The sequence below is a fragment of the Anaerobacillus sp. 63XJN7_4_ISO-PGPR-S23-413 genome, assembly GCF_056173725.1.
Genome location: NZ_CM149688.1, coordinates 275,024 through 294,758 on the forward strand (window position 1 = coordinate 275,024; position 19,735 = coordinate 294,758).

General features: G+C 44.2%; 19 protein-coding genes, 2 rRNA genes and 1 riboswitch. Of the genes, 20 read left to right on the forward strand and 1 reads right to left on the reverse strand.

Going from position 1 to position 19,735, the window contains the following annotated elements; genetic code table 11:
* The first annotated feature begins 139 nt into the window (after positions 1 to 139).
* The 10 genes from AC0VYO_RS01590 (at position 140) to AC0VYO_RS01635 (ending at position 9,777) form a co-directional block, all read left to right on the forward strand.
* Positions 140 to 3,069, forward strand: a 23S ribosomal RNA gene (locus tag AC0VYO_RS01590).
* 154 nt (positions 3,070 to 3,223) lie between these two features.
* A 5S ribosomal RNA gene (rrf, locus tag AC0VYO_RS01595) occupies positions 3,224 to 3,340 on the forward strand.
* A gap of 864 nt (positions 3,341 to 4,204) precedes the next feature.
* Positions 4,205 to 4,507, forward strand: a complete 303-nt coding sequence (locus AC0VYO_RS01600) for an urease subunit gamma (protein ID WP_475366375.1) — start codon at positions 4,205 to 4,207, stop codon at positions 4,505 to 4,507.
* A gap of 15 nt (positions 4,508 to 4,522) precedes the next feature.
* The gene (locus tag AC0VYO_RS01605) at positions 4,523 to 4,846 is read left to right on the forward strand and encodes an urease subunit beta (protein WP_430242440.1); all 324 of its coding nucleotides are present in this window, start codon (positions 4,523 to 4,525) and stop codon (positions 4,844 to 4,846) included.
* Positions 4,843 to 6,549 carry an urease subunit alpha gene (gene ureC / locus AC0VYO_RS01610; protein WP_475368306.1) on the forward strand — a complete coding sequence of 569 codons (1,707 nt, stop codon included), beginning with the start codon at positions 4,843 to 4,845 and terminating at the stop codon, positions 6,547 to 6,549. Before AC0VYO_RS01605 ends, ureC begins: the two co-directional genes overlap by 4 nt.
* 12 nt (positions 6,550 to 6,561) lie before the next feature.
* Positions 6,562 to 7,002, forward strand: coding sequence for an urease accessory protein UreE (locus tag AC0VYO_RS01615; RefSeq protein WP_194222450.1), 441 nt, complete (start codon positions 6,562 to 6,564; stop codon positions 7,000 to 7,002).
* Entirely contained in the window at positions 6,995 to 7,681 is a 687-nt protein-coding gene (locus tag AC0VYO_RS01620) for an urease accessory protein UreF (RefSeq protein ID WP_475368307.1), read from the forward strand. Before AC0VYO_RS01615 ends, AC0VYO_RS01620 begins: the two co-directional genes overlap by 8 nt.
* A 21-nt stretch (positions 7,682 to 7,702) precedes the next feature.
* Positions 7,703 to 8,320 carry an urease accessory protein UreG gene (ureG, locus tag AC0VYO_RS01625; RefSeq protein WP_194222448.1) on the forward strand — a complete coding sequence of 206 codons (618 nt, stop codon included), beginning with the start codon at positions 7,703 to 7,705 and terminating at the stop codon, positions 8,318 to 8,320.
* Positions 8,317 to 9,126: an urease accessory protein UreD gene (locus AC0VYO_RS01630; RefSeq protein ID WP_430242444.1), complete on the forward strand. Its 810-nt coding sequence runs from the start codon at positions 8,317 to 8,319 to the stop codon at positions 9,124 to 9,126. The genes ureG and AC0VYO_RS01630 overlap by 4 nt, the downstream gene beginning before the upstream one ends.
* Positions 9,127 to 9,144: 18 nt before the next feature.
* Complete coding sequence (locus tag AC0VYO_RS01635; RefSeq protein WP_475366378.1) at positions 9,145 to 9,777, forward strand: HoxN/HupN/NixA family nickel/cobalt transporter; 633 nt, start codon at positions 9,145 to 9,147, stop codon at positions 9,775 to 9,777.
* 54 nt (positions 9,778 to 9,831) lie between these two features.
* Here the strand turns inward: AC0VYO_RS01635 and AC0VYO_RS01640 are convergent, their stop codons facing one another.
* Positions 9,832 to 10,275 (reverse strand): Hsp20/alpha crystallin family protein, encoded by a 444-nt coding sequence (locus tag AC0VYO_RS01640; RefSeq protein ID WP_194222445.1) that lies wholly within the window; start codon positions 10,273 to 10,275, stop codon positions 9,832 to 9,834.
* Between the two features lie 235 nt (positions 10,276 to 10,510).
* Between AC0VYO_RS01640 and AC0VYO_RS01645 the strand changes: the two genes are divergently transcribed.
* The 10 genes from AC0VYO_RS01645 to purF all read left to right on the forward strand — a co-directional run bounded on the left by AC0VYO_RS01645 (position 10,511) and on the right by purF (position 19,735).
* Positions 10,511 to 11,038 carry a DUF2179 domain-containing protein gene (locus tag AC0VYO_RS01645; protein WP_194222444.1) on the forward strand — a complete coding sequence of 176 codons (528 nt, stop codon included), beginning with the start codon at positions 10,511 to 10,513 and terminating at the stop codon, positions 11,036 to 11,038.
* A 3-nt stretch (positions 11,039 to 11,041) separates the two neighbouring features.
* Positions 11,042 to 11,236 carry an NETI motif-containing protein gene (locus tag AC0VYO_RS01650; protein WP_303533645.1) on the forward strand — a complete coding sequence of 65 codons (195 nt, stop codon included), beginning with the start codon at positions 11,042 to 11,044 and terminating at the stop codon, positions 11,234 to 11,236.
* A gap of 78 nt (positions 11,237 to 11,314) precedes the next feature.
* Positions 11,315 to 11,416: riboswitch (purine riboswitch) on the forward strand.
* A gap of 142 nt (positions 11,417 to 11,558) precedes the next feature.
* The gene (purE, locus tag AC0VYO_RS01655; protein ID WP_475368308.1) at positions 11,559 to 12,044 is read left to right on the forward strand and encodes a 5-(carboxyamino)imidazole ribonucleotide mutase; all 486 of its coding nucleotides are present in this window, start codon (positions 11,559 to 11,561) and stop codon (positions 12,042 to 12,044) included.
* Positions 12,041 to 13,153, forward strand: a complete 1,113-nt coding sequence (gene purK / locus AC0VYO_RS01660) for a 5-(carboxyamino)imidazole ribonucleotide synthase (protein ID WP_475368309.1) — start codon at positions 12,041 to 12,043, stop codon at positions 13,151 to 13,153. The genes purE and purK overlap by 4 nt, the downstream gene beginning before the upstream one ends.
* Positions 13,154 to 13,178: 25 nt before the next feature.
* A complete protein-coding gene (gene purB, locus AC0VYO_RS01665) occupies positions 13,179 to 14,471 on the forward strand; it encodes an adenylosuccinate lyase (RefSeq protein ID WP_194222440.1) in 1,293 nt (430 codons plus the stop codon).
* 22 nt (positions 14,472 to 14,493) lie between these two features.
* The gene (gene purC / locus AC0VYO_RS01670; protein WP_194222439.1) at positions 14,494 to 15,219 is read left to right on the forward strand and encodes a phosphoribosylaminoimidazolesuccinocarboxamide synthase; all 726 of its coding nucleotides are present in this window, start codon (positions 14,494 to 14,496) and stop codon (positions 15,217 to 15,219) included.
* Positions 15,207 to 15,458, forward strand: a complete 252-nt coding sequence (gene purS / locus AC0VYO_RS01675; protein ID WP_098446125.1) for a phosphoribosylformylglycinamidine synthase subunit PurS — start codon at positions 15,207 to 15,209, stop codon at positions 15,456 to 15,458. Before purC ends, purS begins: the two co-directional genes overlap by 13 nt.
* A complete protein-coding gene (gene purQ, locus AC0VYO_RS01680) occupies positions 15,455 to 16,138 on the forward strand; it encodes a phosphoribosylformylglycinamidine synthase subunit PurQ (protein ID WP_475368310.1) in 684 nt (227 codons plus the stop codon). Before purS ends, purQ begins: the two co-directional genes overlap by 4 nt.
* Complete coding sequence (purL, locus tag AC0VYO_RS01685) at positions 16,122 to 18,347, forward strand: phosphoribosylformylglycinamidine synthase subunit PurL (protein ID WP_475368311.1); 2,226 nt, start codon at positions 16,122 to 16,124, stop codon at positions 18,345 to 18,347. Before purQ ends, purL begins: the two co-directional genes overlap by 17 nt.
* Complete coding sequence (gene purF, locus AC0VYO_RS01690) at positions 18,323 to 19,735, forward strand: amidophosphoribosyltransferase (protein WP_475366384.1); 1,413 nt, start codon at positions 18,323 to 18,325, stop codon at positions 19,733 to 19,735. Before purL ends, purF begins: the two co-directional genes overlap by 25 nt.

Here is a 19,735-nt window from a genome sequence, read left to right on the forward strand (position 1 = left end):
CTAATGATTAATACTAATCAAGTAGTAGCCTTGTTCCTTGAAAACTAGATAGCACAAACAACGACATCCAATAATTATTTTTTATGCAATAACTTAGTAATAACTGATGCGTTATGGCAGTAATGCCTAACAAATCGAAGGTTAAGCTACTAAGGGCGCACGGTGGATGCCTTGGCACTAGAAGCCTAAGAAGGACGGGACGAACACCGATATGCTTCGGGGAGCTGTAAGTACGCTTTGATCCGGAGATTTCCGAATGGGGGAACCCACCATCTTTAATAGGATGGTATCCATTTCTGAATACATAGGGAATGGAAGGCAGACCCGGGGAACTGAAACATCTCATTACCCGGAGGAAGAGAAAGCAAACGCGATTTCCTGAGTAGCGGCGAGCGAAACGGAATCAGCCCAAACCAGAGGGCTTGCCCTCTGGGGTTGTAGGACGTCTCTTTGGAGTTACAAAGGCACGGATAGACGAAGCGACCTGGAAAGGTCCATCAGAGAAGGTAACAATCCTGTAGTCAAAATCCGATGCCCTCCGAGACGGATCCTGAGTACGGCGGGACACGTGAAACCCCGTCGGAATCCGGGAGGACCATCTCCCAAGGCTAAATACTCTCTAGTGACCGATAGTGAACCAGTACCGTGAGGGAAAGGTGAAAAGCACCCCGGAAGGGGAGTGAAAAAGAACCTGAAACCGTGTGCCTACAACTAGTTGGAGCCCGTTAATGGGTGACAGCGTGCCTTTTGTAGAATGAACCGGCGAGTTACGATCCCGTGCAAGGTTAAGCTGAGAAGGCGGAGCCGCAGCGAAAGCGAGTCTGAATAGGGCGAAATAGTACGTGGTCGTAGACCCGAAACCAGGTGATCTACCCATGTCCAGGGTGAAGTTCAGGTAACACTGAATGGAGGCCCGAACCCACGCATGTTGAAAAATGCGGGGATGAGGTGTGGGTAGCGGTGAAATGCCAATCGAACCTGGAGATAGCTGGTTCTCTCCGAAATAGCTTTAGGGCTAGCCTCGCGGCAAGAATCTTGGAGGTAGAGCACTGATTGGACTAGGGGTCCTTACCGGATTACCGAATCCAGTCAAACTCCGAATGCCAACGATTTATCCGCGGGAGTCAGACTGCGAGTGATAAGATCCGTAGTCGAGAGGGAAACAGCCCAGACCACCAGCTAAGGTCCCAAAGTATACGTTAAGTGGAAAAGGATGTGGCGTTGCTTAGACAACCAGGATGTTGGCTTAGAAGCAGCCATCATTTAAAGAGTGCGTAATAGCTCACTGGTCGAGTGACGCTGCGCCGAAAATGTACCGGGGCTAAACGTATCACCGAAGCTGTGGATTGTCTTACGACAATGGTAGGAGAGCGTTCTAAGGGCTGTGAAGTCAGACCGAAAGGACTGGTGGAGCGCTTAGAAGTGAGAATGCCGGTATGAGTAGCGAAAGACAAGTGAGAATCTTGTCCGTCGAAAGCCCAAGGTTTCCTGAGGAAGGCTCGTCCGCTCAGGGTTAGTCGGGACCTAAGCCGAGGCCGAAAGGCGTAGGCGATGGATAACAGGTTGATATTCCTGTACCACCTCCTTTCCGTTTGAACGACGGGGGGACGCAGAAAGATAGGGAGAGCGCGCTGCTGGAAATGCGCGTCCAAGCGATTAGGCTGGTGAATAGGCAAATCCGTTCACCATGAAGGCTGAGTCGTGATGGCGAGGGAAATTTAGTACCGAAGTCCTTGATTCTACGCTGCCAAGAAAAGCCTCTAGTGAGGAAAAAGGTGCCCGTACCGCAAACCGACACAGGTAGGCGAGGAGAGAATCCTAAGACGATCGGGAGAACTCTCGTTAAGGAACTCGGCAAAATGACCCCGTAACTTCGGGAGAAGGGGTGCTTCCTCGGGTTTATAGCCCAGGGGAGCCGCAGTGAAAAGATCCAAGCGACTGTTTAGCAAAAACACAGGTCTCTGCAAAGCCGTAAGGCGAAGTATAGGGGCTGACACCTGCCCGGTGCTGGAAGGTTAAGAGGAGGGGTTATCCCTTACGGGAGAAGCTCTGAATCGAAGCCCCAGTAAACGGCGGCCGTAACTATAACGGTCCTAAGGTAGCGAAATTCCTTGTCGGGTAAGTTCCGACCCGCACGAAAGGTGCAACGACTTGGATACTGTCTCAACGAGAGACCCGGTGAAATTATAGTACCTGTGAAGATGCAGGTTACCCGCGACAGGACGGAAAGACCCCATGGAGCTTTACTGTAGCCTGATATTGGATTTTGGTACAGCTTGTACAGGATAGGTAGGAGCCATAGAAGTCGGACCGCCAGGTTCGATGGAGGCGTCGGTGGGATACTACCCTGGCTGTACTGACATTCTAACCCAGCACCGTGATCCGGTGCGGAGACAGTGTCAGGTGGGCAGTTTGACTGGGGCGGTCGCCTCCTAAAGTGTAACGGAGGCGCCCAAAGGTTCCCTCAGAATGGTTGGAAATCATTCGCAGAGTGTAAAGGCACAAGGGAGCTTGACTGCGAGACCTACAAGTCGAGCAGGGACGAAAGTCGGGCTTAGTGATCCGGTGGTTCCGCATGGAAGGGCCATCGCTCAACGGATAAAAGCTACCCTGGGGATAACAGGCTTATCTCCCCCAAGAGTCCACATCGACGGGGAGGTTTGGCACCTCGATGTCGGCTCATCGCATCCTGGGGCTGAAGTAGGTCCCAAGGGTTGGGCTGTTCGCCCATTAAAGCGGTACGCGAGCTGGGTTCAGAACGTCGTGAGACAGTTCGGTCCCTATCCGTCGCGGGCGCAGGAAATTTGAGAGGAGCTGTCCTTAGTACGAGAGGACCGGGATGGACACACCGCTGGTGTACCAGTTGTTCCGCCAGGAGCATAGCTGGGTAGCTACGTGTGGAAGGGATAAGTGCTGAAAGCATCTAAGCATGAAGCCCCCCTCGAGATGAGATTTCCCACAGCATTAAGCTGGTAAGATCCCTTAGAGATGATGAGGTAGATAGGTTCGGGGTGGAAGCGTGGCAACACGTGGAGCTGACGAATACTAATCGATCGAGGGCTTAACCTAAAAACGAAAAGCGAAGTAAGCCGTTTAAATCCGACAAGCGTTGGAGGCTTTTGAGTCAGAATCAAAAGGTGAAACGATCGAGGATTTGGCTTACGTAGCTGGACATATTGGAAAGTTGTGCGTGCTATCTAGTTTTCAGGGAACACCTGAATCGTCTAGTGATGATGGCGAAGAGGTCACACCCGTTCCCATGCCGAACACGGAAGTTAAGCTCTTCAGCGCCGATGGTAGTTGGGGGATCTCCCCCTGCAAGAGTAGGACGTCGCTGGGCAACATAAGAGAAGCGAGAGACCCTCAGGTCTCTCGCTTTTTTGTATTCAAAAAGTGTAGTAAGCTCGTAAGAGAAAAAAGCTGCAGGAAAGACAATCAAAGACTTCTTCGAAAGCTTCGTAGGGGTGGGAGAAGCAAGAAATTCGAGGAAGCAAGTGATGTCAGACCGGAGTGGATATTCGAGAGATCCATGAGGATCTGGCATCGCGCAGCTGACGAAGAAGTTCGCCGCTTATCGCGCCCCGTATGAGAACACGGAAGTTAAGCTCGAGCGCCGATGGTAGTTGGAGGATCTCCTCCTGCAAGAGTAGGACGTCGCTGGGCACAAGATGAAAGGCGAGAGACCTGAGGGTTTCTCGCTTTTTTTGTATGGTTTTTACGTTCGCGGAATTAATCTCAAATTCGCGGAATTATCATGGAAAAGCGCGGAATAAATCTGATTTTCGCGGAATTATATAAAATATCGCGGAATTACCATTAATTTCTAAGTTATTCACCTGATTCATTCACCATCCCCGTATTAAAAGTCCTGCATCTCCATAAAACTAAATTAATACTTGAAAATTTAGCGAGTAATATTTCATAAGTAGGATGATGGGAGAAGCGAATTGCTTCTTCTTTTTTTGTTGATCTTGCTGATTGTCAGTTAATCTAACATATTATTTTTAAATGGATTCATATAGAACATAAAAATTGTATGCGTTACCAAAACCTTATATGTTAAGGATTTTAGGTAGAAGGAATGCTTAACTTAAAATAAGACTTCAATATAAAAATAATCTAAACATATTTTTTAACTTACTATTTTATGTATAATATGAATTATCTTAATTTTCGGTTTCTATGTGCGGGAGGAGAACTTTCATTGAAGCTAATGGCGAGAGAACAAGAAAAATTGATGATCGTTGTGGCGGCAGATTTGGCGAGAAGAAGACAGGCTCGAGGCTTAAAGCTAAATTATCCAGAAGCTATTGCGATTATTACATATGAAGTACTTGAAGGGGCGAGAGATGGGAAGAGCGTCGCAGAATTGATGCAGTATGGAAGAACGATTTTAGCAAGAGAAGATGTAATGGAAGGTGTCCCAGAAATGGTCACAGATATTCAGGTAGAAGCTACTTTTCAAGATGGAACAAAATTAGTAACCGTTCACGATCCAATTATATGAAAGGGGTTCTGAGCATTGATTCCAGGTGAATATAAGTTAAGATCTTCTTCTGTTAGTTGTAATGTTGGGAAAGAATCAATCGAAATTGAAGTAACCAATATTGGCGATCGACCAGTGCAAATTGGATCTCATTTTCATTTCTATGAGGTAAATGAAGCTTTAAAGTTTGAACGTGACCTTGCTTTTGGGATGCATTTAAATATTGCTGCAGGTACTGCTGTCCGCTTTGAACCAGGTGACGCTAAAGAAGTCACGCTAGTCGCGTTTTCTGGTGATCGAAAGGTGTTTGGACTAAATAATAAAACAAACGGTTCGTTAGATAGAGAGGTAGATCAATGAGTTTTGAACTTTCAAGAAAAACCTATTCTGATATGTTTGGTCCGACGGTTGGGGATCAAGTTCGGTTAGCAGATACAGAATTGTTTGTTGAAGTAGAACGAGATGAAACCTCTTATGGTGATGAAGTGAAATTTGGTGGAGGCAAGGTGATTCGCGATGGAATGGGTCAACATCCACTTGCTACGAGAGGCGAATCTGTAGACCTTGTTGTAACGAATGCGTTGATCATTGATTATACGGGGATCTATAAAGCGGATATCGGTGTGAAGGATGGTCGTATTGCTTCAATTGGAAAGGCAGGTAACCCTTATTTGATGGACAGCATTGATATAGTGATTGGTGCTTCTACAGAGGTTATTGCCGCAGAAGGAATGATCGTAACAGCAGGTGGAATTGATTCTCATATACATTTTATATGTCCACAATTAATCGATACCGCGATCGAGTCTGGAATTACGACGATGCTTGGAGGAGGGACAGGTCCAGCGACTGGGACAAATGCGACAACTTGTACTCCAGGGGAGTGGAACATTCACCGGATGCTTGAGGCAGCAGAAGCTTTCCCTGTTAATCTTGGGTTTTTGGGCAAAGGGAATGCCTCAGGTGAAGAAGCTTTACGCGAACAAATAGAAGCGGGTGCGATAGGCTTGAAGCTTCATGAGGACTGGGGAACGACTGCTGCTTCCATTGACACGGCATTAACCGTGGCGGATGAATATGATATTCAGGTCGCGATTCATACCGATACATTAAATGAGGGTGGTTTTGTAGAAGATACCTTAAACGCAATTGATGGCCGCGTCATTCATACTTACCATACAGAAGGCGCAGGCGGGGGGCATGCCCCGGATATTATTAAGGCCGCTTCTTATGAGCATATCCTTCCATCCTCGACGAATCCTACTAGACCATTTACAACAAATACAATTGCGGAGCATCTTGATATGTTGATGGTTTGCCATCATCTTGATTCTTCCGTACCGGAGGATGTGGCATTCGCTGACTCAAGGATTCGAAAAGAAACCATTGCTGCAGAAGATATTTTGCATGATATGGGTGTTTTCAGCATTATTAGTTCAGATTCACAGGCAATGGGACGAGTTGGAGAAGTGATTTCAAGAACGTGGCAAACGGCGGATAAAATGAAAAAGCAACGTGGGGCATTACCAAAGGGTTCAGAAAACGATAATGAGCGGGTGAAACGTTATATTTCGAAATACACGATAAATCCGGCCATTGCCCATGGTATATCAGACGAGGTGGGGTCCATAGAAGTAGGGAAACTAGCGGACTTTGTTCTATGGAAACCTGGTTTTTTCGGAGTAAAGCCCGAACAGATCGTTAAAGGTGGGATGATTGCTTGGAGTGTAATGGGGGATCCGAATGCATCAATTCCTACTCCTCAACCAGCTCTCTATAGGCCGATGTTTGGCCGATACGGGAAAGCGAAATTTAGAACCTCGATTACCTTTTTATCACAATCGGCTATTGAAAAAGGTGTTCATAACCAGCTTTCGCTGCAGAAAATCATTCGTCCTGTTCAGAATATTCGTAAGCTAAAAAAGAAAGACATGAAGTACAACGGTGAGACTCCTGATATTCAGGTGGATCCACAAACGTATGAAGTCGTGGTGGATGGTGAGCTAGTTACGTGCGAACCGGCAACGAGCGTACCGCTTGCACAAAGATACTTTTTATTTTGAGGTGGTAAACAGATGATCATTAGTGAGATAAAAGGAAACATTCGTGACGAAAAGGATACGCTACCGCATGTAGAAAGAGTTTATCTTCGAAGTGATGAACTTGTGAAACGAATTCAGCGAGTAAAGACCGATCACGGAAAAGAGCTTGGGATTAAACTTTCTAAGCCGAAAGATTTAGTCGATGGTGATATTCTGTATCGTGCGGATGACAATATGATTATTGTCAGTGTGATGGAAGATGAAGTGATCGTCATTTATCCTAATTCTTTGAAACAAATGGGAGAAGTCGCTCATATGCTAGGCAATCGCCATTTGCCAGCACAATTTGAAGGAGATGAGATGATTGTGCAACATGATTATCTAGTTATTCAGTTGTTAACAGAACTAAATATTTCTCATGTGATTGAAAAACGAAAAATGAAAGAAGCTTTTAAATACATTGGGCATGACTAATGCGCTCTTTCCGATCCTTCAACTAAGTGATTCGCAGTTTCCCTCAGGGGCCTTTTCGCATTCGTTTGGAATAGAAACATATATTACAAATGGCACAATTCATGACTCTTCTTCATTTCAACATGTTCTTGAGCTTTTTCTAATGAATCAGCTAGTTTATACGGATGGACTTGCCTGTCGGTTTGCGTATGAAGCCTTAGAAGTGGATGACACGAATCGTCTATGGGAGCTGGATCAATCATTGTATGCGTTGGGGATGGCTAGGGAGACCCGAGAAGGGAACAGAAGAATTGGTAATCGCTTAGTTAAGGTAGTTTCCACCCTTTATCCGAACGCGATATTTAATCAGTATATGGATGCAATGAAGGAGAAAAAGGTGTACGGCCATGGGGCACTGGTATTTGCGATTGTATGTTATCACCTTGGTATTGATGTTGAAAGTGCGGTTTCATGCTACGGATTTGCAACTGCTTCGTCACTCGTTCAAAACGCGGTTCGAGGCGTCCCGCTTGGTCAAACAGAAGGACAGCAAATTCTAGTTTCAATTCAGCCACTTTTAACAGATTGTGTGAAGCAGATTATGTCTCTTGAAGACAGGGACTTTGGAATTGGCGCTCCTGGCCTTGAAATTGCACAAATGAAGCATGAGGCGATCAATGTTCGTCTATTTATGAGTTAATGAAGAAAGGATGATTGAAAAATGAGTGAACCCATACGAATAGGAATTGGCGGACCAGTTGGCGCTGGCAAAACACTATTAGTGGATCGCTTAACAAGAGCGATGAATAACGAATTTAGTATGGCTGTCATCACAAATGATATTTATACGAAGGAAGATGCGATGTTTTTGAATAAGAACGGGATTTTGCCTTCTGACCGCATCATCGGCGTAGAAACAGGAGGATGTCCGCATACGGCGATTCGAGAAGATGCATCGATGAACTTTGCTGCTATTGATGAATTGAATGAACGTCATGAAGATCTTGATCTTATTTTTGTTGAAAGTGGTGGCGATAATCTAGCTGCAACTTTCAGTCCTGAGCTTGTTGATTTTTCGATTTATATTATAGATGTGGCGCAGGGAGAGAAAATCCCCCGTAAAGGCGGTCAGGGGATGATTAAGTCGGATTTATTTATTATTAATAAAACGGATCTTGCTCCTTATGTTGGCGCCAATCTTGATATCATGCGAGAGGATACGTTGAAATCAAGAGGAGATCGTCCATTTTTCTTTACTAACTTAAAGGATGAAACTGGCGTTAGTGATGTTGTACAGTGGATTAAGGAGCAGGCGTTTTTTGTAGGACTTGAGCAGTGACATATACAGGTTATCTGAAGTTAGAAGCATCTGATCGATATGGGAAATCCGTGCTTTCGGATGCTTACTATAACGGTGTTTTTAAGATTTCACGCCCTACTTACAATGAGGAAGGACTTCCTCTGTTGCAAATGATTCATGTAGGTGGAGGATATGTAGACGGTGACACGTATTATACGGAAATTCTTGTGAAGGAGAAGGCTCGGTTAGCTGTTACAACGCAGGCTTCCACTAAGGTTTACAAAACACCAAATAAGCAAGTTATACAAAAAGCGTTCTATAAATTAGAAGAGCATAGTGAATTACATATGAAGCTGGATCCGCTCATTGCTTATCGAGATGCTCGCTTTACGCAGGAAACAGAAGTACACATGGATGAAAGTGCTGTTTTCTTTTTGACAGACATTGTAACGCCGGGATGGTCAAAGGATGGCGTCCTCTTTCCTTATGAGTGTGTAACCTCTAAGGTGAAAATCTATCAGAATAAGAATCTCAAAGTATATGATCATTTACGGTTGAAGCCTGAAGAAGATATGAAGAGGTTGCTTCAGTTAGAGGGGAACACCCATATCGGTTCATTGTACTTTATTCATCCGAACGTAACAGGAGAGTGGATAGAGAAGTTAAGAGAGTACCTTGCTTCGTTCGGTGATACTCATTTCGGAATATCGTTGTTGCAGGTTCCGGGGTGCTGTTTCCGAATTCTTGCGAAGCGAACGGCACATATTGAGACGGTTTTTGCTGCTATCGAAACGTTTATTCATAACACCATTTACAAGAGGAGTGCGATATCCTGGCGGAAGTAGTGTATACAGGAGGAAAAAATGGACGCTAGTTTATTATCAATTTTAGTTATTGGATTTCTACTTGGAATCAAACATGCTATTGAACCAGATCATGTAATAGCCGTATCGACCATTGCGAGTAAAACGCGTAGTTTGTGGAAATCTTCATTAGCTGGAGTGTATTGGGGGATTGGACATACCACCACGCTTTTCCTAGTAGGAATCCTTCTATTTCTCTTCAATACGACGATAACAGATACATGGGCGATGTTGCTTGAGATGATTGTTGGATTTATGCTCGTATTTCTAGGGATAAAAGCCTTACGTACAAAAACGGAAAGTACAGGATTGAAAGGAAACCATACATACGTACAGTCTGGAGTGATCGGGTTTATCCATGGATTAGCTGGAAGTGCCGCGATGATTTTGTTAACGATGAGTACGGTTGAAACGATGTTTCAAGGAGCTATCTATATACTAGTGTTTGGTGTAGGGACATGTGTTGGTATGCTCGGGTTTACAACCATTCTTGGACTTCCGTTCGTCGCAACGAGGAAGCAGTTAAAGCTCAACCATCGATTAACTCAAGTGACTGGGATTCTCTCAGTCGGGTTTGGATTCTATTATATTTATCGTATTGGTATAACTGATGGATTATTTAGCTTCTTATAAAGTGATTCATAATAAACAGAGACGATCGATATCGCTTATCGATCGTCTCTGTTTTTAGGTTTCATCTGATTCTACGTCTTTAATCTTTAATCGTTTTTTCTCTTCCTTCGATTCAATAAGTCGGTGAAGATGAATTAAGAGTATGCCCCTACTGTAACTCGCATCAATCGGTTTTTCACGAACGGGGAATGGTAACTCAACGATGCGTTCGAAGGGACCGTGCTTATATTCTTCCTGAACATTACGATAACCTTTAAGGTTCATCGCTGTTTGGCCTTTTACCTTAAGTGTCCGATAATGGATATACACGTCAACATCATCAATTTTCTTAATGCCAGGAAGATAAACTGTGCAGATGAGTTCGTTTCCAGCTTCATAGAGATTAACAAGAGGTCCATTTGATACGAACATATCCTGAAAATCCGTCCAAAAATCATCTCCCATAAATTTATTCATTTTATTGCGCCAGTCATACATCTGTCCCCAATGGTCTCCCATGAGGTCACCTCCTGGGCTTTTTGCCAGTATATGCACCGAGAAGTGGAATGTTAAAAGAACGTACTGCTGGTTTAAACCCTTTTGAGAAGTGAATGGGAAAGATATAGGGGAAGTTTGGAAAAAATAGTCGAAAATTATTAGTCTAATTCGATAAATATCGCATGCGGTTTCAGGTTTCCTCGTGTTATGCTAGGGAAAGTTCGAGTTTGAACGATAAGGGAAAAGGAGGATGGACATGCTGGATACAGGTCTTGGCATGGTTTTGACCATTTTTGTTATTAATATCTTTTATGTATCGTTTCTCACGATGCGTACGATACTTACACTTAAAGGTCAGCGATACCTTGCAGCTGTTACAGGAACAATTGAGATTGCGATATATGTTGTAGGGCTTGGTCTCGTCCTCGATAATCTAGGGCAAATTCAAAACGTTATTGCATACGCCCTTGGTTTTGGTGTAGGAATTATCGTTGGGATGAAGATTGAAGAATACCTTGCGCTTGGTTATATTACAGTGAATGCCATCACAACAAAGCTAGAAGATGATATTCCCAATAAATTAAGAGATGTCGGTTACGGTGTTACACATTATCTTGCGCACGGGCGTCAGGGAGAACGTCTTGTCATGCAAGTTCTAACATCGCGTAAATCGGAGCGTAAGCTTTATCAGGCTATTGAGGAACTTGATCCTAAAGCCTTCGTTATCTCTTATGAGCCCCGTACCTTCCAGGGTGGATTCTGGGTTAGAAAAATTCGGAGGTAATGTATGGAAAAGAAAGCGAAGAAAAAGAAGTTTGAAGTTAAAGAAAATGAATCACTTTCTGACTGCTTAAAACGAATGGACGATGAAGGATACATGCCCGTAAGACGCCGGGAAGAACCAGTCTTTAAAGAAGGTAAGGGTTCTAAAGAACCTGAGCTATGCGGTCAGAAAATTGTTTTTGAAGGAAAGTTAAAGTAAAAACCGAACATTAGACTAAATATAAAACGCATCGTTCGATTTTCGTTGACAGTTGAACGTCGCTCTTGTTACTATGTAAGAGGAGCAAAAAGGATACCTCATATAATCTTGGGAATAAGGCCCATAAGTTTCTACCTGACGACCATGAATCGTCGGACTATGAGGGGGAAAGTCGTGTTTTGCATATGCGCAGAACAGGATGGATGTGTTTTCGCCCGAGGTAGAAGCTTCTTCTAAGTAAATAGAAGAATTCTATCTCGGGCTTTTCTGTTATTTTCACACTATTTCGATTAATTAGCACCTTCATTTAAGGAGGAATAGCATGAACACAAAAGTTGGCGTCATCATGGGGAGCACTTCGGATTGGGATACGATGAAGCATGCCTGTGACATACTAGAGGAGCTTCAAGTGCCATTTGAGAAAAAAGTTGTTTCGGCTCATAGAACGCCGGAATTGATGTTTGAATATGCAGAATCAGCAAGAGAACGCGGTTTGAACGTCATTATTGCGGGAGCAGGTGGTGCCGCTCATTTACCAGGGATGGTCGCTGCTAAAACGACACTGCCAGTCATCGGCGTACCTGTACAATCGCGGACGTTAAATGGATTAGATTCGCTTCTATCAATCGTGCAAATGCCAGGTGGCGTGCCTGTTGCGACAGTTGCGATTGGAAAAGCGGGAGCGAAAAATGCAGGGCTACTTGCTGCGCAAATACTAAGTACAGCTGATGAAACGATCGAGAAGAAGCTTAGCGACTATCGAATTCAGATGAAAGAAACAGTACTCGAAAGTAGTGACAGCTTATGAGGAAAACCATTTTACCCGGTAGTACAATTGGGATTCTAGGCGGTGGACAATTAGGAAGAATGATGGCGTTAAAGGCACGAGAGATGGGCTATCAAATCGCCGTTCTCGAACCGAAAAAAGATTCTCCCTGTGGCCAGGTGTCTGATCATGAAGTGGTTAGTGGATATGATGATTTGGATGGCGCTCGTAAGCTAGCTGATTTAAGTGATGTGATCACTTATGAATTTGAAAATATTACACACGATACTGCAAAGTGGTTGGAAGAAAATGCGTATATGCCTCAAGGTGGAGAATTGCTTCGCGTAACGCAGGATCGCTATGTTGAGAAGACAGCGATTCAGAAGTCGGGACTTCAAGTAGCACCTTTTGAAGCAGTCGATTCTCATCAAGATCTCAAGGGTGCGCTCGAGAAGATCGGTCTCCCTTCAGTCCTTAAAACACGTACTGGTGGTTACGATGGAAAAGGCCAGTGGGTTTTAAAAACAGAAAAAGATGTTGAAGCTCTCTCTTTTCCTAATGTACCTTGCATTCTGGAGAGTTGGGTACCGTTTCAAAAAGAATTGTCAGTGATTGTGACACGCAGCGTAACTGGGGAAACAACGACGTTCCCTGTAGGTGAGAACGTTCATGTGAACAACATTCTTCATCAAACCATCGTTCCAGCTCGAGTAGACGAAGCGGTCATAACGAAAGCGGATGAGGTCGGAAAGAAGATTGCAAATACCCTACAGCTTGTCGGTACACTTGCAGTTGAGCTGTTTCTTAAAGATAATGAGATTTATGTAAATGAGCTTGCACCACGACCACATAATTCTGGCCATTATACGATGGAGGCATGTGAGACTTCGCAATTTGAACAGCATATTCGAGCAATATGTGGACTACCACTTGGAAGCACTGAACTTCTAAAGCCGGTTGTCATGGGAAATTTGCTCGGTCAGCACATCACACCGCTAATGGACAGTATAGAAGAGCTCGGTGATGCAAAGCTTCATTTATATGGGAAAGACGAAGCAAAGCCTAATCGGAAGATGGGACACATTAACTTTCTTGCACCTTCAACAGAAGAAGCAATTAAGCGAATGAACTTATGGAAGTTATGGCAGTAAAGACAAGAGACCAGGAGGACTTACAATGATTGAACGTTATACCCGCCCCGAGATGGGAGCCATTTGGACAGAAGAAAACCGCTATAACGCGTGGCTTGAAGTCGAGATCCTAGCATGCGAAGCGTGGGCAGAACTTGGCATTATCCCAAAAGAAGATGTACAAAAGATCCGTGAAAATGCCGGGTTCAATGTCGATCGCATTCACGAAATTGAAGAGGAAACGCGCCATGATGTTGTGGCATTCACAAGAGCGGTATCTGAAACGCTTGGAGAAGAACGGAAATGGGTTCACTACGGTTTAACATCAACGGATGTCGTTGATACAGCACTGTCTTATCAGTTGAATCAAGCGAACGACCTTCTGATTAAAGACATTGAGAAGTTCATTGAAGTCCTAAAGGCTAAAGCGCAGGAACATAAATACACGGTCATGATGGGAAGAACGCACGGTGTTCACGCAGAACCAACAACATTTGGTCTGAAATTGGCGCTATGGTATGAAGAAATGAAGCGTAACCTTGAACGATTCAAAACAGCTTCAGATAACGTTCGTTTCGGCAAACTATCTGGTGCAGTTGGAACATATGCCAACATCGATCCATTTATCGAGCAGTATGTTTGTGAAAAGCTTGGCTTACAACCAGCACCGATTTCAACCCAAACGCTTCAGCGCGATCGTCATGCTCATTACATGTCGGCTCTAGCACTTGTGGCAACATCCATTGAAAAGTTTGCTGTTGAAATTCGTGGTCTACAAAAGAGCGAAACGCGTGAAGTAGAGGAGTTTTTCGCAAAAGGACAAAAAGGGTCATCCGCAATGCCGCATAAGCGTAACCCGATTGGTTCTGAAAACATGACTGGCATGGCGCGTGTGATTCGTGGCTATATGACGACAGCTTACGAGAACGTTGCTCTTTGGCACGAACGTGATATTTCTCACTCATCAGCAGAACGCGTTATTCTTCCGGATGCAACGATTGCGCTCAACTATATGCTGAATCGTTTTGCAGGAATTGTTTCGAAACTAACGGTCTTCCCTGAGAACATGAAGCGCAACATGACAAGAACATACGGCTTGATTTACAGCCAGCGCGTTCTTCTTTCTCTTATTGATAAAGGCATGGCACGTGAAGCTGCCTATGATCTTGTTCAACCAAAAGCAATGGATGCTTGGGAAAGAGGCATTCAATTTAGAGAGCTTGTTGAAGCTGACCCTAAGATTACAGATCAGCTGAGTGAAGCAGAAATTGAAGATTGCTTTGACTACAATTACCACCTAAAGCCGGTGGATATGATTTTTGAACGTCTCGGACTTTAATTAAGCATCGGAGGGGATCACCATGGAAAAGCAAACATTGTTGTACGAAGGAAAAGCGAAGAGAATTTATGCAACAGATGAAGCGGAGGTTGTCTGGGTCGAGTATAAAGACTCAGCAACCGCTTATAACGGGGAGAAGAAAGCAACAATTACAGGCAAAGGTCGCCTGAACAATGAAATTACAAGCCTGCTCTTTGATTATTTAAAAAGTGCTGGAATCCAAAGTCATTTTATTGAAAAGCTTTCTTCTACTGAACAGCTTGTGAAACGCGTTTCGATCATTCCACTCGAAGTGGTTGTTCGAAACATCGCAGCTGGGAGCTTTTCCAAACGCACGGGTGTGGAAGAAGGGAAGTTACTAAAACAGCCGATCGTTGAATTTTATTACAAGAATGATGACCTTGGTGATCCTCTTCTTACGCTTGATCATGTGTTAGAACTTGAACTTGCAACAGAAGAAACCGTTCAAGAATTAAAAGAACGCGCGTTAAAGATCAATACGCTATTACGCGAATACTTCCTTGAGCGTGACGTGAAGCTCGTTGATTTTAAATTAGAGTTTGGTGTAACACCGGAAGGCAAGATTATGTTGGCGGATGAAATCTCTCCAGATACTTGCCGCTTATGGGATAGTAAAACGAATGAGAAACTAGATAAAGACGTGTTTCGAAGAGATATTGGAAATTTGACAGAAGCGTACGAACAAATTTTAACTCGCCTGGGGGGCTCCGAATCATGTACAAAGTAAAAGTCTATGTAACGTTAAAAGAAAGTGTTCTAGATCCACAAGGAAGTGCCGTAAAGAATTCATTGCACAGTCTTTCGTATCATGAAGTGGAAGACGTACGGATCGGGAAATACATGGAACTCACAGTGAAAGATACGGAAAACCTGGATCAGCGAATTAAAGAAATTTGCGAAAAGCTTCTTGCGAATACGGTTATTGAAGACTACACCTACGAAATCGAGGAGGGAGTCGCACAGTGAAATTTGCGGTGATTGTGTTCCCGGGTTCTAACTGCGATGTGGATATGTATCACGCCATCAAAGATGAGCTTGGAGAAGAAGCGGTTTATGTCCGGTACGATGAGCAAAATCTAGCAAACTATGATGCGATCCTTCTCCCAGGCGGTTTTTCTTACGGAGATTACCTTCGAAGTGGTGCCATTGCACGCTTTGCACCGATTATGACTGAGGTCGTGAAGGCAGCTGAAGCAGGGAAGCCAATTCTGGGTGTTTGTAATGGATTCCAAATTCTCTTGGAAGCAGGTCTGTTACCAGGAGCGATGAAACGAAATAAGAACTTGAAGTTTATGTGCCGACCGGTTACACTTCGCGTTCAAAACAATGAAACAATGTTCACTTCAACTTATGAAAAAGAAGAAGAAATAACGATTCCAATCGCACATGGTGAAGGTAACTACTATTGCGACGAAACAACACTTACTATGCTGAAGAATGAAAATCGTATTGCCTTCACATACGCGGATAATCCGAACGGATCAGTGGAAGATATAGCTGGAATCGTAAACGAAAAGGGCAATGTCCTCGGGATGATGCCTCACCCTGAACGAGCTGTAGATGAGCTTTTAGGAAGTGTAGATGGATTAAATCTATTTAAATCGATACTACGTAACTGGAGGGAATCCCATGTCACACATGCATGAACCAACACCTGAGATGATTAAAGACCAAAAGCTCTATAGTCAGATGGGTTTAACAGATGACGAGTTCGGTATGGTGGAAGCGATTCTCAGCCGTACACCGAACTATACGGAGACGGGGCTATTTTCTGTTATGTGGTCGGAGCACTGTAGCTACAAGAATTCAAAGCCAGTGTTAAAAAAATTCCCTGTTACGGGTGAGCGTGTTCTTCAAGGTCCTGGTGAAGGAGCCGGAATCGTTGATATAGGTGATGAACAGGCGGTGGTATTTAAGATTGAAAGCCATAACCACCCGTCAGCTATCGAGCCGTATCAAGGTGCTGCAACAGGAGTTGGCGGCATTATCCGTGATGTCTTTTCGATGGGGGCACGTCCTATTGCCCTTCTTAACTCGCTTCGTTTCGGAGAGCTGAGCAATCCAAAAGTGAAGTATCTTTTTGAGGAAGTTGTAGCCGGAATTGCAGGATACGGAAATTGCATTGGTATTCCAACAGTTGGTGGGGAAGTTCAGTTTGATTCTTCTTACGATGGAAATCCTCTTGTAAATGCGATGTGTGTTGGCTTAATTGATCATAAAGACATTCAGAAAGGGATCGCATCAGGAGCTGGGAACACGGTCATGTACGTTGGCGCGAGCACGGGACGTGACGGGATCCACGGCGCAACCTTCGCATCTGAAGAATTGACAGATGCTTCTGACGAAAAGCGTCCTGCCGTTCAAGTTGGTGATCCATTCATGGAAAAGCTTCTGCTTGAAGCATGCCTTGAACTTGTTCACTGCGAGTCACTTGTCGGTATTCAAGATATGGGAGCAGCTGGACTAACGTCTTCAGCTTCCGAAATGGCGAGTAAGGCAGGCATGGGACTTGAAATGAATCTTGATGAAGTGCCACAGCGTGAAAAAGGAATGACGCCATACGAAATGATGCTTTCTGAATCTCAGGAGCGTATGCTCGTTGTTGTGAAAAAAGGTCATGAAGATGAAATTAAAGCTATAACAGATCGCTGGGGTCTTTTAGCGAAAGAGGTTGGTGTAGTAACGGAAGATAAGCGATTCCGTCTCCTTCATAAAGGAGAAGTCGTTGCGGACGTTCCTGTCGATGCATTAGCAGAGGAAGCACCTGTTTATCACAAACCATCTCGTATCCCAGAATATTATATTGAAAATCAGCAGCTTCATAAGCCAATTCCAAATGTGGAAGACGCGAAGGAAATGCTCTATACCTTGTTAAGTCAGCCGACAATTTCAAGTAAGGAATGGGTTTTTGATCAGTACGACTATATGGTGCGAACAAATACAGTTGTGGCACCTGGGTCAGATGCGGCTGTTGTTCGAGTGCGTGGAACGAACAAAGGGTTAGCGATGACGACGGACTGTAATTCCCGTTATTTATATCTTGATCCTGAATTAGGCGGTCAAATTGCAGTTGCAGAAGCAGCGCGTAACATTGTCTGCTCGGGTGGCGAGCCACTAGCGATTACAGATTGCTTAAACTTCGGTAACCCAGAGAAGCCAGAGATCTTCTGGCAAATTGAGAAAGCGACAGACGGAATGAGTGAAGCGTGTCGTATGCTGAACTCACCAGTTATTGGTGGGAATGTCTCACTTTATAATGAAACAAACGGCATCGCTGTTTATCCAACACCGGTTGTTGGAATGGTTGGCCTTGTCCACGATCTAGATCATGTGACAACACAAGCCTTTAAAGAAGAAGGAAACTTAATATATATGCTAGGTGAAACGGGAGAAGATTTTGGCGGTAGTGAGCTTCAAAAGTATCTTGATGGTAAGATCTCAGGTCAAGCTCCTACACTTAATCTTGAAATTGAAAAAGAACGTCAAAACCAACTTCTAACAGCGATTCAAGATGGACTTGTTGAATCAGCTCACGACCTCGCAGAAGGTGGACTTAGTGTTGCACTTGCGGAATCGCTCATTGGAACAGAATTTGGTGCTAATGTACGGATTGACGGAGATACGACAACAGATCTTTTCAGTGAAACACAATCTCGTTTTCTTGTAACCATCAAGGGGGAACATCAGCAGGCATTTGAGCAGCGTACAGGAGCGAAGCTGATCGGTGAAGTAACCGGTACTGGCGTATTAACGATTATGCACGAAGATGAAACACATATCTTCGATGCTCCGGTTCAAGAGCTTGAAGCAGCCTGGAAAGGAGCTATTCCATGTTTGGTGAAATCAAAGGCTTAAATGAAGAGTGTGGCGTATTTGGTATCTGGGGTCACCCTGATGCTGCTTCGCTAACGTATTACGGACTGCATAGTTTACAGCATCGTGGTCAGGAGGGAGCGGGCATTGTCACAACTGACGGTGATCGCCTCTATAATCATAAAGGACTTGGATTAGTGAATGATGTGTTCGGACCTGGTGATCTTGATCAGCTTGAAGGCAATGGTGCGATTGGTCACGTGAGATATTCGACAGCTGGTGGAGGCGGGTATGAGAATGTTCAACCTCTTGTTTTCCGCTCTCAGAACGGTGGCCTTGCGCTTGCGCATAACGGAAACCTTGTAAATGCGAATGCTCTTAAGCATCAGCTTGAAGGACAAGGAAGCATTTTTCAGACGACATCAGACACAGAGGTATTGGCTCATCTTATTAAACGAAGCGGCTACTTGAGTCAGCGTGAAAAGGTTAAGAATGCTCTTACAATGGTGAAGGGTGCTTATGCCTTTATTATGATGACAGAGAAAGAAATGATGGTGGCGCTAGATCCACATGGCTTAAGACCACTATCACTTGGTATTTTAGAAGGGGCTTACGTTGTTGCTTCAGAAACGTGTGCGTTTGATTTAATCGGTGCGGAATATATTCGTGACGTACAGCCTGGTGAGCTTTTGATTATTAGTGAGAACGGACTTGAATCAGAGAGGTTCTCGTCTTCAATCTCACGTGCGATTTGCTCAATGGAATACATTTATTTCTCTAGACCGGATAGTAACATTGAGAATATTAACGTTCACACAGCACGTAAAAAGCTTGGTAAGCAACTCGCTAAAGAAGCCCCGATTGAGGCAGATATTGTAACCGGAGTGCCGGACTCAAGTATTTCAGCAGCAATTGGCTATGCGGAAGAATCTGGTATTCCATATGAAATGGGATTAATTAAAAACCGCTATGTTGGCAGAACCTTTATTCAACCTTCTCAAGAGTTGAGAGAACGTGGTGTGAAAATGAAGCTTTCGCCTGTTCGAGGAGTTGTTGAAGGTAAGCGTGTTGTTATTGTCGATGATTCGATTGTACGTGGTACAACTAGCAGACGAATCGTGACGATGCTTCGTGAAGCGGGGGCAAAAGAAGTTCACGTTCGAATCAGTGCGCCACCAATTATTAGCCCATGCTACTACGGCATTGATACATCCAATTCGGGTGAATTAATAGCGGCGAAGATGAGTGTAGATGAGATGTGTGAAGAAATTGGAGCCGATTCACTGACGTTTCTGACAACGGATGGGATGACTACAGCGATTGGAAGAGAAGAAGACGGCTCATCGTGCGGTCAATGCCTTGGCTGCTTTACAGGAAATTATCCGACTGAAATTTATCCTGATACCGTACATCCTTACGAAAAAGTCTAA

Bases quoted from the DNA above. Each gene is read 5' to 3' on its own strand.
- purK (WP_475368309.1), top strand. From the start codon at position 12,041: ATGAGGAAAACCATTTTACCCGGTAGTACAATTGGGATTCTAGGCGGT.
- purS (WP_098446125.1), top strand. From the start codon at position 15,207: ATGTACAAAGTAAAAGTCTATGTAACGTTAAAAGAAAGTGTTCTAGAT.
- AC0VYO_RS01650 (WP_303533645.1), top strand. From the start codon at position 11,042: ATGGAAAAGAAAGCGAAGAAAAAGAAGTTTGAAGTTAAAGAAAATGAA.
- purL (WP_475368311.1), top strand. From the start codon at position 16,122: ATGTCACACATGCATGAACCAACACCTGAGATGATTAAAGACCAAAAG.
- purF (WP_475366384.1), top strand. From the start codon at position 18,323: ATGTTTGGTGAAATCAAAGGCTTAAATGAAGAGTGTGGCGTATTTGGT.
- AC0VYO_RS01615 (WP_194222450.1), top strand. From the start codon at position 6,562: ATGATCATTAGTGAGATAAAAGGAAACATTCGTGACGAAAAGGATACG.
- AC0VYO_RS01640 (WP_194222445.1), bottom strand. From the start codon at position 10,275: ATGGGAGACCATTGGGGACAGATGTATGACTGGCGCAATAAAATGAAT.
- purE (WP_475368308.1), top strand. From the start codon at position 11,559: ATGAACACAAAAGTTGGCGTCATCATGGGGAGCACTTCGGATTGGGAT.
- ureC (WP_475368306.1), top strand. From the start codon at position 4,843: ATGAGTTTTGAACTTTCAAGAAAAACCTATTCTGATATGTTTGGTCCG.
- ureG (WP_194222448.1), top strand. From the start codon at position 7,703: ATGAGTGAACCCATACGAATAGGAATTGGCGGACCAGTTGGCGCTGGC.
- AC0VYO_RS01645 (WP_194222444.1), top strand. From the start codon at position 10,511: ATGCTGGATACAGGTCTTGGCATGGTTTTGACCATTTTTGTTATTAAT.
- purC (WP_194222439.1), top strand. From the start codon at position 14,494: ATGGAAAAGCAAACATTGTTGTACGAAGGAAAAGCGAAGAGAATTTAT.
- AC0VYO_RS01620 (WP_475368307.1), top strand. From the start codon at position 6,995: ATGACTAATGCGCTCTTTCCGATCCTTCAACTAAGTGATTCGCAGTTT.
- AC0VYO_RS01635 (WP_475366378.1), top strand. From the start codon at position 9,145: ATGGACGCTAGTTTATTATCAATTTTAGTTATTGGATTTCTACTTGGA.
- purB (WP_194222440.1), top strand. From the start codon at position 13,179: ATGATTGAACGTTATACCCGCCCCGAGATGGGAGCCATTTGGACAGAA.